A 13,496-nucleotide genomic window follows, 5' to 3' on the forward strand; every position below is an offset into this window, starting at 1 on the left:
CGAGATGAGCATCTGGCCCTGACTCTGGGGAGATGCCACTTTGTCTCCCTGACACAGCGTTTTCGCACAGCAAAGGCCGACATCAGCCGCTGCGCTGTATCTGCTCCAGTATCTGGCTGTCGGTGATGTTCATGTCGTCCAGCAACAGAAACATCTTGCTCAGCACCTCGGCCATTTTCTTGTCGGTGTCGGCGAACGGCAGGTAGAACTCCGTGAGGCTGCTGCCGGCGGGTACGATGCACAGGTAGTTGCCCGGTTCGATATGGATGGCTGCGCTGCCCAGATGAATGCGGTAGTTCGCACGCTGGCCGGTAATGTACAGAAAATGCCCTTCACATTTAACGTTTCGCAACCCTAGCCCCTGAATCAACTCGCCAACCAGTTCGGTGCGTCGTTGCAGGGTTTCGTTGCTGGTGCTGTAGCTGTCTGCGGCGTGGGCCACGGAGACCAGCAGGTCGGCGTCGCGCATGATTTCTGAGAACAGCAGCGGCGGTACTTGCTCAAGGGGCATGGCTTTCTGGTCGCGGTAGAACGCAATCGTGTCGAAGGTAAAGTGCTCTGTTTCCGAGAGGTAATGGCCGGTATCCAGAAAGTTGAACAGGGCGTAAATGCCGTGCTCTTTGCTCTCGTAATAGATGTCCTCGACGCTTGAGGTCGACCAGTTGCGCACCTGCAGCAACCGGGCGGCGACTTTGCCTTTCAGGCGGTGGCCGGCAAATCGGTTGGACCACAGGCCGGTGTCTCGTTCGGCAGGTGTCAGCAGGTACAGCTCGCGAAAGGCCTGTTTGAACGGCTGCACGCGGCGATGGTTGACCACTTCTTTCTGCCAGGCCGACAGTTGCCCTGCCGTGAACAGATGAAAAGGGTGCGCAATACGCAGGTTCTTTTCAGCGACGTGTTGGCGGCCTTCAAGGTCAGTCACCGTCAGCGTCGCGGCATCGAGCCAGCCCAGCGCAGCGTCGTCGGCCTGCACGATCAGTTGCTCCAGCAGCAGGCGAACCGCCGGCATTTTCAACAGCGGCTTCAGGTCGTCCAGCGCCAGGGTTTCGCCGCTGCTCATCATCGCTTCCAGGGTACGGCAGAAGCGTGCGATCTGTTCCTTGAGCTGGGCCTGCTGCGTTTTGAGCGCGACGAAGTCGGCGTGCTTGCGAATCGCAGGTGGTGCGCTTTTGAGCGTCTTGCCGGCTTTGCAGATGTGCAACGTAGGCGACAAGCCGTCGATGACGAGCGTGATGTCATAGCCATCGATGGTGGCGGCCGTCAGGGCGGATTCGGCGATCTCCGATTCCATGGCCCATTCCAGGCGAATCGCTGAGGGATAACCGGCGACACGCGCCAGGTTTTCCAGTCCTGCCTGCACCGCTGCATGGGAGTTGGCCTGTCGTTGAGCGCCGTATTTACGCACCTCTTTGTGCAGTTTCTTGAGCGTCAGATAGCGCTGGCGTACGTCGTCCGGTCCCGTGACGGGCAGTACGCCATAGATGCGCATTGCCGGCTGTGCGTGGCGGGTCAATTTCTTTTCCAGCGCCGGTCGGCCGATGCCCTGGTAGGCGTCGAGCAGTACACGCGTCTCGGGAAACGCCCAGTGCGAGGGTTCGAGCGCCGCGAGGTATTCGCGCAGGTGGTCTGGGTCGGCTTCGGCCAGGGCCTTGTCCAGCAGGTAACGGTCCACCACACCCACTGTTTCATCCGGCGTATTGGGCAGGTCGCTGCCCCAGCCGGACCGAGGCGCCAGGGCAATGTTCAGGTATTCACGCTGGAAGGCTTGCAGATCACTCCAACCGAGCGCGTCGAGCACCACTCGGCTGGCTTGGCCGGCGTAGGGCAGGGCGGTGAGCAGGGTGTTTCTTGAAAAGCCGGACAACGCCGCGCGCAGCTCTGCCGATTGGGTCCTGGGCAAATCCTGAAGCAGTAGGAAGCATTGGAGCACCGCGGCCGTATCGCCGAAGCTATCGAAGTCATCCGGCGTCATGCCCAGTCGTTCGATGACCGCCAGGGCCTGCAGCAGCCAGCGGGACTGATACACCTCTACCAAACGGAAGGTGTCAGCCAGCTTCTCGGCATTATCGGGCAGTCCAGCCAGGGCGTCCTCGACGTAACGAACGGTGAAGCTCGCCAGGATAGGATGCACTGCAACGGGTTCTTCAGAGGGGATGTCATCGCTCTGCGGCGACTCATCATCGATGCCTTCGTCTTCCGGAGCCTCGTCGTCTGAAGTGTCCTCGTCGAATCCTTCATCGGCGTACTGATTCAGGTCCACATCATCGCTGTCCAGTCCTGTGTCGTCCGAGTAGAACATCATGGCGCGGCCCCAGGTATTGGCCGCCCGGACGAAACGCGGGTAATCGAGGCGGTCCGCTTCCAGCAGGCCCAGAGCGATGCGCTGGATTTCCTTGTGCACGTAGATGTACGCGTCGGCGACTTTCCTTTGTTCTTCATCAGGCGGGGAAGGGGGCTGCACGCGGTTCCAACTGCCGTCCAGCAACCATTCGGCGAAGGTCTGCCAGGCCGGGGTGGACGGGTAATGGCTCAGGCGATTGATGCAAGCCTGAACGTCAGGGAAGGCCCAGGCCTGGTCCGGACTTCTTCGGTAATAGGCAGGGCTATCTTCGTCAGTGGGCAATGGATAGTCGCTGTCCTCGAAGGCAAATTGCAGCATGTGCTGCAGTCGCGCGCCGATCTGCTCCAAGGCATAGGCATCCGGATGCGCAGTGATCCACGCATCGCAGAGTCGATATTGCAGGCCATAGCGCTGTTGATCGCGGCGGTCTTCCAGATCGTCCCAAACGGTCGGGAACACAAAACCATCGGCCAGTGCTTTGGGGCCATCCTGGGGGTGCTGCCTGACCCAGTCATCGGCTATGCGCAGGAAGTCGATGCCGTCCCAGAAATCGAGCTCGAATTCGTCATGTCGGCTGAGCTCGGGATAGTCATCCAGCGCTCTATCGCAGAATGCTCGCAGCGCAGCGAGGCGTGTGGCTTGTTCGGGCACAGGACGGCGTGATTGCATGAGGGAATCCGAGGAAGTGAGCGACGAGGATCAACCGCCAATCAGCGGCACCAGGCGGATAAACGCGAGCGAGGAAGGGGGGCTCAACTCGATTGACTCATCGAGTCTTTGCAGCATGACGCCGTTGTGCAGAACGCGGAACGCACGGGTTTCAAAACCCTTCAAGGCGCGCTCGACCTCAACGCCGACATCCAGGTCTGGAGACGCGCTAGGCTGAGGCATGACAACCGCGCCTTCACTGGCTTGCTGAAGAATGTCCCGCTCGCTCAGGTATTGGCGGTCGAGCACTTCACGCACCGACACGTGTGCCAGCCAGTGCTGGACCGACAGTGCGGCGATCTGTTCGGCAACGGTCAGGCGAATGAGCTCGGCGACCGTCAAGGTCAACGAGGTCGGTGTCAGGGTGACAGGGGGCAGCAAAGGCTCCTGGCGTGCGCCTTTCAGGCAATAGCTATGAACCACGAATTCCATGACGCATTCCTTGCAAGCCAGGCCAGCCGGGCGGATGGCGCTTAGCATATCCCGGTCTGCAATAAACTTCATCGCGCGGCGGCGTTGTGGCTGCGATTTCAACAGCGCCCGGCGGTATCCGGCGCAGGAGTCCCCGAGCATTGACCATCAGGCATATTTGCAGGGAGGACAATTCATGTTTCCCGTGCTGGAGCCATGCCACCAATGGAACCTAGATGCGTGGAAAACCATGGTGCCTGGCGGACCACACCACCGTTAACGTGATGATCAGAAGAGCGATCAGGGCAGGCGCAAACGCAGCGACGCCCAGGTAATCCAGCAGCACGCCCCCAATGATCCCGCCGCCCGCAATGGCCAGGTTCCAGGCTGTGACCAACATGGACTGGGCGACATCCGCCGCATCTCCCGACGTCTTGGCTATTGCAGTCTGGAACAAGGTTCCCGCGCCTCCGAAAGCGATCCCCCAGGCCCCAACCGCGATATAGATCACAACCAGGTTGTCGTTCTTCACCCACAGCATCAACGCCGCGATGGCGAACAGTGTCGTGCCGGCAAGCGTCAATGGCCGAAGATGCCGATCAATCAGTACGCCGACGACCCAGATGCCCAGTAGTGACGTGACGCCGAAAACCAGTAGCACCTGCTCTGTGCGCTCGGCCAGTCCGGCCGCACCTAGGAATGGGGCGATGTAGGTGAAGAGAATGTTGTGTGCCAGCACGAACGAAAGCACCACGAACAGGACCGGTCGAACGCCCGGCAGCGTGATGACGTGGCCCAAGCCAAAGCGTTTGTTGGCGGTTTGGCCAGGGAAGTCAGGCACCTTCAGCCGCACCCAGACCATCAAGGCTATTGCAAACAGGCTCATGAGCGCGAAGCTCATCCGCCAACCGATCAGGTTGCCGAGCAGGGTCCCGGCAGGCACACCCAGGGATAATGCCAGTGGCGCACCGACCATGGCGATCGCGATGGCTCGGCCTTTTTGGCTCTCTGGCACCATGCGGGCGGCATAGCCTGCCAACAATGCCCAGAGCAGCCCGGCTGAAACGCCACCCAGCATACGGGCAATGATCGTCAAGCCGTAGCTGGTTGAAAGCGCCGTAACCGTGTTGGCAACGGCAAAGCCCGCGATCGCGGACAACAGCAGCGACCGTCGCCGCATGCCTTGGGTGGCTGCCGTCAGTGGGATAGCCGCGAGTAACGAGCCGATGGCATAGACCGTCACCCACTGGCCCGCGAGCGCCTCGGAAATGGCCAGCCCTTCGCTGATCTGAGTGAGCAGGCCGGCGGGCAATGCTTCGGTCAGGATCGTAATGAATGCGGCCAACGCCAGGGCAAACAATGATCCGATGGGCAGTGGCGCAGGGGCTTGCGCAACGTCTGGAGGGAGCTCGATGTGGGTATTGGCAATCGTCATGGTTCACCTTTTGGCGGCGCTGTTGACGCACTCGACGGTGTCGTCAATTACGGGGTCGGTACTGGCCACTACGGTAGGTGCCTGCCTTGGATGAGACAAGAATGCTAGAGTACGTAACACATCGGAAAAAATGTCCGCAATGGGGTTGTCATGGCATCGTTAAGCGGGATTGATTTTTTTGTTCGGGCCGCTGAAACCCGCAGCTTTTCGGAGGCCGGGCGAGCGCTGGGTATTTCGTCCTCGGCGGTGGGCAAAAGTGTCGCCCGGCTGGAGACACGCCTGGGCGTACGGCTGTTTCACCGCAGCACACGGAGCATCACGCTGACGGCGGAGGGCGCGCTTTTTCTCGAGCGTTGTCGGCGCATTCTCTGCGAAGTGGAAGCGGCGGAATTGGAGTTGTCCGAAACCCGGAAAGCGCCACGGGGCAAGCTGCGGGTGAGTGTGCCGCTGGTTGCGGATTTGATCATGCCCACGCTGATCGCCTTCATGCGTCGCTACCCGAGCATTGAACTGGACCTGGATTTTTCCGATCGGTTGGTGGACATCATCGAGGAAGGTTTCGATGTGGTGATTCGTACCGGGGAGCCGAATGACTCCCGGCTGATGTCGCGTCCATTGGGCACGTTCAAGCTGCTGGTGGTCGGTTCACCCCAGTACTTCGCCAAACACGGTACGCCGCAGGTGCCTACGGATCTGCTGCAGCATGCCTGCCTGCTCTATAAATTCCCCAGCACTGGCAGGCTGCAGGTCTGGCCAGTCAGGCAAGAAGGCGAGGTTGAGCTCAACCTCCCGGCAGCCTTGCTGTGCAATACCACCGAGGCCTTGCTTCATGTCGTGCGTGATGCATTGGGGATCGCCTGTGTGCCGGATTTTACCGTGCGTGATGCCCTCGCTAACGGTGAACTGGTCACCGTCCTGGACGATTTCAATCAGCACCAGAGCACCTTCCGGATGCTATGGCCCTCCAGCAAGCACCTGGCACCGAAGCTTCGGGTGTTCATTGATTTCATGAACGCGGAGCTGTTCAAGCGCTGAGCCTGCTACTCGCCCGGAGCCGTGGTTGGGCTCCCGTTGCTCCAACACTCGGGCCAATTCAGGGGCTGCACAGGGTCTGGCCATCAGCTCATTTGCCACCGGTCACGTCGAGGAATGTACCGGTAACGAATGATGCCTCTGCACTCGCCAGCCATAGAATGGCCCGCGCCACTTCCTCCGGCTGACCACCCCGGCCCATGGGGATCGAGTCCTTGACGCGATCGACCCGCCCCGGCTCGCCGCCGCTGGCATGCATTTCGGTATAGATGTGACCGGGGCGAATACAGTTGACGCGTATCCCTTCCCGGGCGACCTCTTTGGCCAACCCGATGGTGAAGGTTTCCAGGGCTCCCTTTGACGCCGCATAGTCGACATATTCATTGGGGCTGCCGAGGCGTGCCGATGCCGAGGAAACATTGATCACCACGCCGCCCGGACCGTTGTGCCGGTAAGACATGCGCTTCACCGCCTGTTGAGCACAGAGGATCGGACCGATGGAATTGACCGCGAAGATGCGCTGCATGCGTTCGAAACCGAGGTCCTCCAGGCGTGATTGAGTCGACAGTACCCCAGCGTTATTGACCAGTACGTCGATGCGCCCGAACGAGCGGTCGATGGCCGCGAACAAAGCGGCGACCTGTTCGGGGTCCGCGCTGTCGGCCCGCATGGCTAACGCCCGACGTCCCAATGCCTCGACATCTGCCGCCACAGCCAGCGCTGCGGGTTCGTTGGCAACGTAGCTGATCGCGACGTCATAGCCTTGCGCGGCGGCTAGCCGCGCGGTGGCGGCACCCACTCCGTGGCCGCCGCCGGTTATCAGAATCAGCGGTGCCTGCGAGACGTTTTTCATCGAGAGTACCCCCTGCTACGGTGAGAATTTGGCCATGTCAGCCGATGATGAGGGTGCCGCTGGCGATCACTGCGCACGCCAGGAGCCGGCGAGCGGTCAGTGTCTCGCCGAGGAACACGTAGCCAATCAACGCCGCAAACAGCACGCTGGTTTCGCGCAAGGCTGATACCGCCCCCAAGGGCGCTTCGTTCATGGCGTAGATGACTATTCCATAGGCCAGCAAGGAGACCAGCCCGCCGAACAGGGCGGTCAATAGGCCGGGCCGGACGGAGAATAAGCTGCGGGTGTCGCGTAGGCCGATGTACACCGCAGGCATCAACACGCCCCACAAGTGCACATCCACACGGTGTAGGCGAGCGGTGCGCCGGAGAGCCGGGTGCCGATGCCGTCGGTGACACTGTAGGCCGCGATGAAACAGCCCGTTCCCAGCGCATAGGGCAGGCTGGGCACCGACAGGTTGCGTCCCCTGAAGGCCAGCGAAATGATTGCGCCCGACACCAGCGCAATACCGAGTAACGCGCTGGGGGCGATGTTTTCTCCAGCAAAGACGGCGGCGCCCAGGGTGATCAACACCGGTGACGATCCACGGGCAATCGGATAGGTCTGCCCCAGGTCGCCGACCCGGTAACTGCGCACCAGAAACAGGTTGTAGCCGACATGCAGCAACGCCGAAAGCAGCGCATAGCCCCAACTGGCAGCCGCGGGTGGCGCCAGGAACGCTGCGGCGACGGCACTGGCGATGGCGACGGCGATGCACATGATCGTCATTGACCACAGCCGATCGGCGCCGCCACGCAGTAGCGCATTCCAGCTGGCATGCAGGAGCGCGGCGAAAAGAACCAGCAAGGTGATATGGATAGGCATGCGCCATTTTAAGCAGCCCAATTGCCCGGACTACAGCGAAGTCTCCTCATCGATTCATGAGTAAAACCTCATGCATCACCCATAGGCGCATTGGACTTTCAGCGCCTCGCTCATCAACCACTGGCGGAAGCTGACGATGTGCGGCTGCGATTCGATGCCTTTCGGACAAACGAAATAGTAGGCCAGCGGTGATGGGAACGGCACATCGAACAACCGCACCAGACGGCCATCGCCGATTTCGGTTTCAACATGCCCGCTGCGCACCAAGGCGACGCCCTGGCCGAGCAAAGCGGCCTCGACCGTCATGTTGGTATCCCCAAATCTGACGCTTTCCTTGAGCGGCAAGAACTCCAGCCCGACCTTTTGAAACCAGACCTCCCATTTAGGCACGAGCTCGGCGCCATCTCGGGTCAGCAGCGGGTAGTGCAACAATTCGGCAGGGCTGCGCGGTGTCCCGAAGCGCTGCAGCAGATCGGGACTTGCCACCGGAAACACCTGCTCGCCGAACAGGAACTCCGAATGAAGGCCTGGGTAAATGCCCTTGCCGAGCCGGATCGCAACATCGGCCTGGGCGCTGGAGAAGTGGATGATCTTGTCCGTGGTGTCCAGCGAGACCAACAGCTCGGGATGCTGGCGGGAGAGACTCGGCAAGCGTGGCAGCAGCCATTTCAACGCGAAGGAATACGTGGTGCTGACCTCGAGCCGGACCCTGCCTTTCTGCTCGCGCAGATCGCCCAGAGTCGCCTCCAGGCTCATGAAGAATTCCCGCACGATGGGCGCCAGCGTAGCCCCCGCTGCCGTGAGGCTCAACGACTTGCCACGCTCGAACAATTGCAATCCCCAAAGCTCCTCGAGATGCTTGAGCTGGTGGCTGACTGCGCTTTGAGTGACATGCAACTCGTTTGCGGCAGAGGTAAAGGTTGTGTGTCGGGTGGCAACTTCAAAGGCACGCAATGTAGCGGTCGGTGGCAGATCTCTCATGTATAGGGTGTCCAGGCGAGTCATCAGAAATGCGTGTCATGAGCGCTGGCTCATGATAGAGCATCATGGCCGCAATGGCCTGGTCGGTCGTTCAGTTGGTTGAAATCCTCTACGGTCGCGCGCGAAGCGGCCACGTTGAGACTATGCTGATGACCACATGGTCGATGCCTTGACTTGGAAATGGCAAATGGCACGGAATGCGACGCACCAAACGCTCTGCATTGAGTTCGGAAATGGGGCATGCGCGCAGGCGCCACTGAGAACTTCCCAGCAGATCCATTACGACTCACTGACCGAACTGCCCCATGACGCCTCCCCCGGCGACCGTTTGACTCCGTCGATCTTCCTTTCCAAACGCCCCAACGAACAATGGGCGGTGATGTTTCTTGGACTCGATCGTTTCCACCGCATCACCAATGTCCTTGGCTACCCGATGAGCAAATACGTCCATGAGCCGAGCGTAAATCCCAAGCGTGATGGAGAACCGCATGAACACTAAACCGATCCACAAAATCTTGTGGCGCTTCGCCGGCTGCGTGACCGGGCTGGCGATGGTTGCCGCCAGTCCGGCCCAAGCTGCCGACGGTGGCATCGCCAGCGGCCCTACCGCAAGCCATAGCATTGCCTTCAGCAATTCCTACGCGGGTAGCGATTTCCGCAAGGTGATGGTGCGCAACTGGCAGGAGATTGCGGCCCAGGCGCAAAAGGATGGCTTGATCCGGGAGGCCCCGGTGGTCAGCGCCAATAACTCGGCGTCGGAGCAAGCGGCCCATATCCAGGACATGATCGTCAAGGGCGTCAACGCCATCGTCATCCTTGCCGCGTCCGACACGGCCCTCAACGGGGTGATCCGCGATGCCTGCAACGCTGGCATCGTGGTGGTGGTCATGGCCAGCCTGGTCACCGAACGTTGCGTTTATACCGTGGACTACAACTGGTCTGCCATGGGGCGAGTGGAGGTGGACTATATCGCCGAGCGCCTCAAGGGGAACGGAACGCTGCTAGAGATCCGTGGCATTGCCGGCGATGCCACCGATAAAAACATCAGCGACGGCATTCGCAAGGCTGCCAGCGACTATCCGGGCCTGAAGTTCGCCAAGACCGTGTACGGGAACTGGACGGCTTCCGTGGCACGCAAGGAGGTGGCGCTGGCGCTGCCGTCGCTGCCCACCATCGATGCGGTCGCTACTCAAGGGGGCGACGGTTATGGCGCGGCCATGGCGTTCAAGGCGGCGGGACGCCCTTTGCCGATCATCGTGATGGGGAACCGTCAGGACGAACTCGCCCTGTGGAAACAGGAGCGCGATGCCAATGGCTACGAGACCGTCTCGGTTTCCGCCTCACCGAGCGTCTCCCAGGTGGGTTTCTGGGTGGCCCAGCAGATTCTGGCGGGCAAGCAGGTGCCGAAGTTCGTCGAGGTGCCACTGGTACGCATCGATGCGAAAGACCTGGACGCCTGGCTCGCTACTATGCCGGTGGGCGGGGCCGCCAATCCTTTCTACAGCCAGGCTTCCGTTGCGGCGATGATCGACGCGGGCATCAACCATACGGCGCCGCCGGCGCCTTTGCCGGAGGTTACGAAGCAGTAGCGGCGGGCGAGGATGCGAGGCGCCATGTTGACATTCAAACCCGTCAGGGACAGGCCCATTGCCGTCAAAATTGGCCTGGCGGTCGCCGCACTGGTGTTCCTGATGTTGGCGGTGTCGCTCGTGAACCTCTACGGCCTGCGCGGCATGGTACGTGCGGTGGATTCCGCCAGCCATTCCGCGGAAATTCTGGCGTCGGTCAACGGGGCCACCGGGCGGGTGGAAAACTTCATCGCCACCCGCGACCAGGAAAGCCTGAGCCAGGCCGAAGGCATGGTGGCGACGGCTATCGTCGGCCTCACCGCCATTCCGGTGGCAGAGGCGCAATCGCTCAAGGGCAGTCTACAGAGGCTTGCCTCGGCGATCGCTGCCTTGCGGGCGGCGACCCTGGCCATGGATGGCGAAACGGAGAACATGACAGCCCACTACGGCCGGATGCGAGAGGCGACGATCCTCGTCGAACAGGGCATCGCCGACGGGCTGAAGGAGATTGATTCCCGCGCCGCCGACCACAAGGCGCGGGTAAGCAACATCGAAAGCGCCCACCGCATCCTGGATATCCTGCGCAACAGCGAAAGGATCATCACCGCCAATGTGGCCAAGATGCTGGTGACTGGTGATGGGGCGGCCGCCACCGCGGCGCAGAACGCTGGCGCGGCACTGCCGCCCGTGGTCGAGCAATTGCGCGAGTTGATGGGGGCGCCGCAGGAGGTGGAGACCCTGGAGCAATTGGCGACGGCGGTCGCTGCTGCCAGCCTGGCGGTCGAGCACCTTGGCGAGGCGCCCAAGCTCCGGGGCGGTGAGGCTTTGCGGCATCTCGCCGCCGTCGGGGATGCGGCCGGGCGCCTCGAGGCGATGTTGGATGAAGTGGGCGAGCACGTTGCCCATGACGCAAACGACATTCAGGCCGCCACGGGTTTGCTGCAAAATGCAGCCGCGTTGTCCAAGCGTTTCGCCGAGCGCGTTGCGACCCTGGAGGCGCAGACCTTGTCGTTTCGCTTGTCACCGTCGGCCGAGGTCGCCAGCTCTGTTGGCACCCTCCTGGACGAGCTCTCTCGTCTCTCTCGGGTTCTCCCTTCGTCCGTAGGGCTGCAAACCAAGGCTACGCCCCTGACGGTCTACGATCAGATTGCCGGCTACCGGGCGGCATTCGCCAGGTTCCATCAGGCGAGCAACGCCTTGAGTGGCGCGCGCGATCAGGTTCGCAACGAGGCACGCAGCGCCGGTCTGTTGGTGGCGCGCTTCGCGGGTGAAGCGCGCTCCGAGGCCCTGGTTCACAATGATCGCGGCATGCTTGCGACGGTGCTCGCGGGTACCGTCGCCATCCTGCTGGCTGGCGCCATCGCCTGGAGCACGTCGCGGTTTGTCGCGCAGCCCATCGTGGCCCTGGCCTCGGTCATGCGCCGGCTTGCGGCCGGCGACCTGAACGCCGAAATCGCCAGCGCCGGACGCGGCGACGAGATTGGGATCATGACCCGTGCGGTACGGGTGTTCCAGGAGAATGCCCTGCGCATCCGGGTGCTGGAAGCCGAGGCAGAAGCCGAGCGACAGCAAGTCCAGGCCTCTTTGGAAAGAATGGTCGCCGAACGGACCGACACGCTGCACCAGCAGACCGAGGTCCTGGAGGCGCAGGCCGTCGAGCTTATTCAGGCGCGCAACCAGGCCGATACGGCTAACCAGGCAAAGAGCGATTTCGTTGCCACCGTCAGCCACGAACTGCGCACCCCCCTGACCCTCATTCTCGCACCCCTGGAGCAGCTCTCGGCGGCGACCACACCACCGGCGGACTGGCATGTGCAAATCGACCGCGCCCAACGCAACGCACTGCGCTTGATGAACCGGGTGAACGACATCCTCGATTTCTCCAAGGCCGAAGCGGGCAAGTTTGAGTTGTGTCCAACGCCAATGGACTTGAGCAAGGTGGTGGGTGTGCTGGCCGAGGATGCCGCCATGGTGGCCGAGGGCAAAGGCTGCACCTTGACCTGCAGCATCGATCCCGCGCTTGGCACGGTGTTCCTGGACCCCCGACACTTCGAGAAGATTCTCCTCAACCTGGTGAGCAATGCCATCAAGTTCACGCCCGCTGGCGGCACCGTGCACCTGGCCGTCACTGCGCTTGATGGCGAGCGATTTGAACTCGCGGTGCAAGACTCCGGGATTGGCATTGCCCCAGACAAACTGCCGCTGCTGTTCCAGCGTTTTTCCCAGATCGATAATTCCGCCACGCGCCACTACAGCGGCACAGGCATCGGTCTCGCCCTGGTCAAGGATCTGGTCAAACTGATGGGGGGCGAAGTCGGCGTCAACAGCGAGCTCGGACGGGGTTCGTGCTTCTTTGTTCGACTTCCGCTGGGGGCTGAGCAAGACACCGTGTCGACCGAAGCCAGCGCTATGCACGAGCGATCGTCAGCGAACGCAACGAGCACGACCGAGCAGCGCCACCTGCGTTTCGACGACGGCGGCCATGGCAGTGGCAACGACCGAGCTTCGATGGACAGCGCAGACGGGCAGCCCCCGCAACACGCCGCGCAATCCAGAGTGCTGGTGGTAGACGACAGCCCGGAAATGCTGAGCTACCTGCGCGAACTTTTGCACAACGACTACATCGTCGCCACCGCAGTTGATGGAGAGCAGGCCTGGGCACTCCTGCAGCGTCGCCCCATCGATGTCGTCCTCTCGGACGTGATGATGCCGCGGCTCGACGGCTTTGGCCTGACAGCCAGAATCAAAGCCAGCGCCGGTTTCGCCCATTTACCCGTGATCTTGTTGACCGCCCGAGGCGGCAGCGAGGCCTGTGTTTCCGGGCTGGAGAGTGGCGCCGATGACTATATCGCCAAACCCTTCTCGCCGCTGGAGCTCAAGGCTCGCGTTCGCGCGGCGCTACGCATGAGCCAGGTGCAAACCGAACTGCATGCAAAATCCCGTCAGGCGGGCATGGCCGAAATCGCCACGACTGTGCTGCACAACGTCGGCAACGTTCTCAACAGCGTGAACGTATCGGCAGAACTGGTCAGCAGCCAGATGCGCACCTCCAAAGCCCAGGGGTTGGGCAAGGTGGCTCAACTGATGAACGAACACATCCATGACCTGGCCGATTTTCTCACCACAGACCACAAAGGAAAGATGCTGCCCGGCTATCTGCTCAAGCTGGCGGAGGTGGTGAGCGCAGAGCAACTGAGCATCATCGAAGAACTCGAGCAACTCACCAAGGGTATTGACCACATCAAAACCATTGTCGCTGCCCAGCAGTCCTATGCCGTTGCTGTCAGTATTGTCGAGACAGTG

General features: G+C 61.4%; 8 protein-coding genes and 3 pseudogenes. 5 read left to right on the top strand and 6 right to left on the bottom strand.

The window, feature by feature from the left end; translation table 11 throughout:
* Nucleotides 1-82: 82 nt before the first annotated feature.
* The 3 genes from EPZ47_RS11090 to EPZ47_RS11100 all read right to left on the bottom strand — a co-directional run bounded on the left by EPZ47_RS11090 (nt 83) and on the right by EPZ47_RS11100 (nt 4,895).
* Entirely contained in the window at nt 83-3,010 is a 2,928-nt protein-coding gene (locus EPZ47_RS11090) for a DUF4132 domain-containing protein (protein WP_135844801.1), read from the bottom strand.
* Between the two features lie 30 nt (nt 3,011-3,040).
* Nucleotides 3,041-3,481, bottom strand: a complete 441-nt coding sequence (locus tag EPZ47_RS11095) for a hypothetical protein (RefSeq protein WP_135844802.1) — start codon at nt 3,479-3,481, stop codon at nt 3,041-3,043.
* A 211-nt stretch (nt 3,482-3,692) separates the two neighbouring features.
* A complete protein-coding gene (locus tag EPZ47_RS11100; protein WP_135844803.1) occupies nt 3,693-4,895 on the bottom strand; it encodes an MFS transporter in 1,203 nt (400 codons plus the stop codon).
* 150 nt (nt 4,896-5,045) lie between these two features.
* On the opposite strand from EPZ47_RS11100, the gene EPZ47_RS11105 reads away from it, so the two are divergent.
* The gene (locus EPZ47_RS11105; protein WP_135844804.1) at nt 5,046-5,930 is read left to right on the top strand and encodes a LysR family transcriptional regulator; all 885 of its coding nucleotides are present in this window, start codon (nt 5,046-5,048) and stop codon (nt 5,928-5,930) included.
* An 88-nt stretch (nt 5,931-6,018) separates the two neighbouring features.
* Here EPZ47_RS11105 and EPZ47_RS11110 read toward each other — a convergent pair whose 3' ends face one another.
* The 3 genes and pseudogenes from EPZ47_RS11110 to gcvA form a co-directional block, all read right to left on the bottom strand.
* Complete coding sequence (locus tag EPZ47_RS11110) at nt 6,019-6,780, bottom strand: SDR family oxidoreductase (protein WP_135844805.1); 762 nt, start codon at nt 6,778-6,780, stop codon at nt 6,019-6,021.
* A 37-nt stretch (nt 6,781-6,817) separates the two neighbouring features.
* A pseudogene (locus tag EPZ47_RS11115) lies at nt 6,818-7,644 on the bottom strand (EamA family transporter).
* Nucleotides 7,645-7,719: 75 nt separating this feature from the next.
* Nucleotides 7,720-8,625 (bottom strand): transcriptional regulator GcvA, encoded by a 906-nt coding sequence (gene gcvA, locus EPZ47_RS11120; RefSeq protein WP_135844806.1) that lies wholly within the window; start codon nt 8,623-8,625, stop codon nt 7,720-7,722.
* A 157-nt stretch (nt 8,626-8,782) separates the two neighbouring features.
* Between gcvA and EPZ47_RS11125 the strand changes: the two genes are divergently transcribed.
* The 4 genes and pseudogenes from EPZ47_RS11125 to EPZ47_RS30775 form a co-directional block, all read left to right on the top strand.
* Complete coding sequence (locus EPZ47_RS11125; protein WP_135844807.1) at nt 8,783-9,124, top strand: GGDEF domain-containing protein; 342 nt, start codon at nt 8,783-8,785, stop codon at nt 9,122-9,124.
* Nucleotides 9,114-10,214, top strand: a complete 1,101-nt coding sequence (locus EPZ47_RS11130; RefSeq protein ID WP_135844808.1) for an ABC transporter substrate-binding protein — start codon at nt 9,114-9,116, stop codon at nt 10,212-10,214. Before EPZ47_RS11125 ends, EPZ47_RS11130 begins: the two co-directional genes overlap by 11 nt.
* A gap of 1,287 nt (nt 10,215-11,501) precedes the next feature.
* A pseudogene (locus EPZ47_RS30770) lies at nt 11,502-12,551 on the top strand (sensor histidine kinase); the annotation flags it as partial.
* 210 nt (nt 12,552-12,761) lie between these two features.
* Nucleotides 12,762-13,097 (top strand): annotated as a pseudogene (locus EPZ47_RS30775) (response regulator transcription factor); the annotation flags it as partial.
* Nucleotides 13,098-13,496 lie beyond the last annotated feature (399 nt).

Source organism: Pseudomonas viciae, assembly GCF_004786035.1.
GTDB lineage: Bacteria > Pseudomonadota > Gammaproteobacteria > Pseudomonadales > Pseudomonadaceae > Aquipseudomonas > Aquipseudomonas viciae.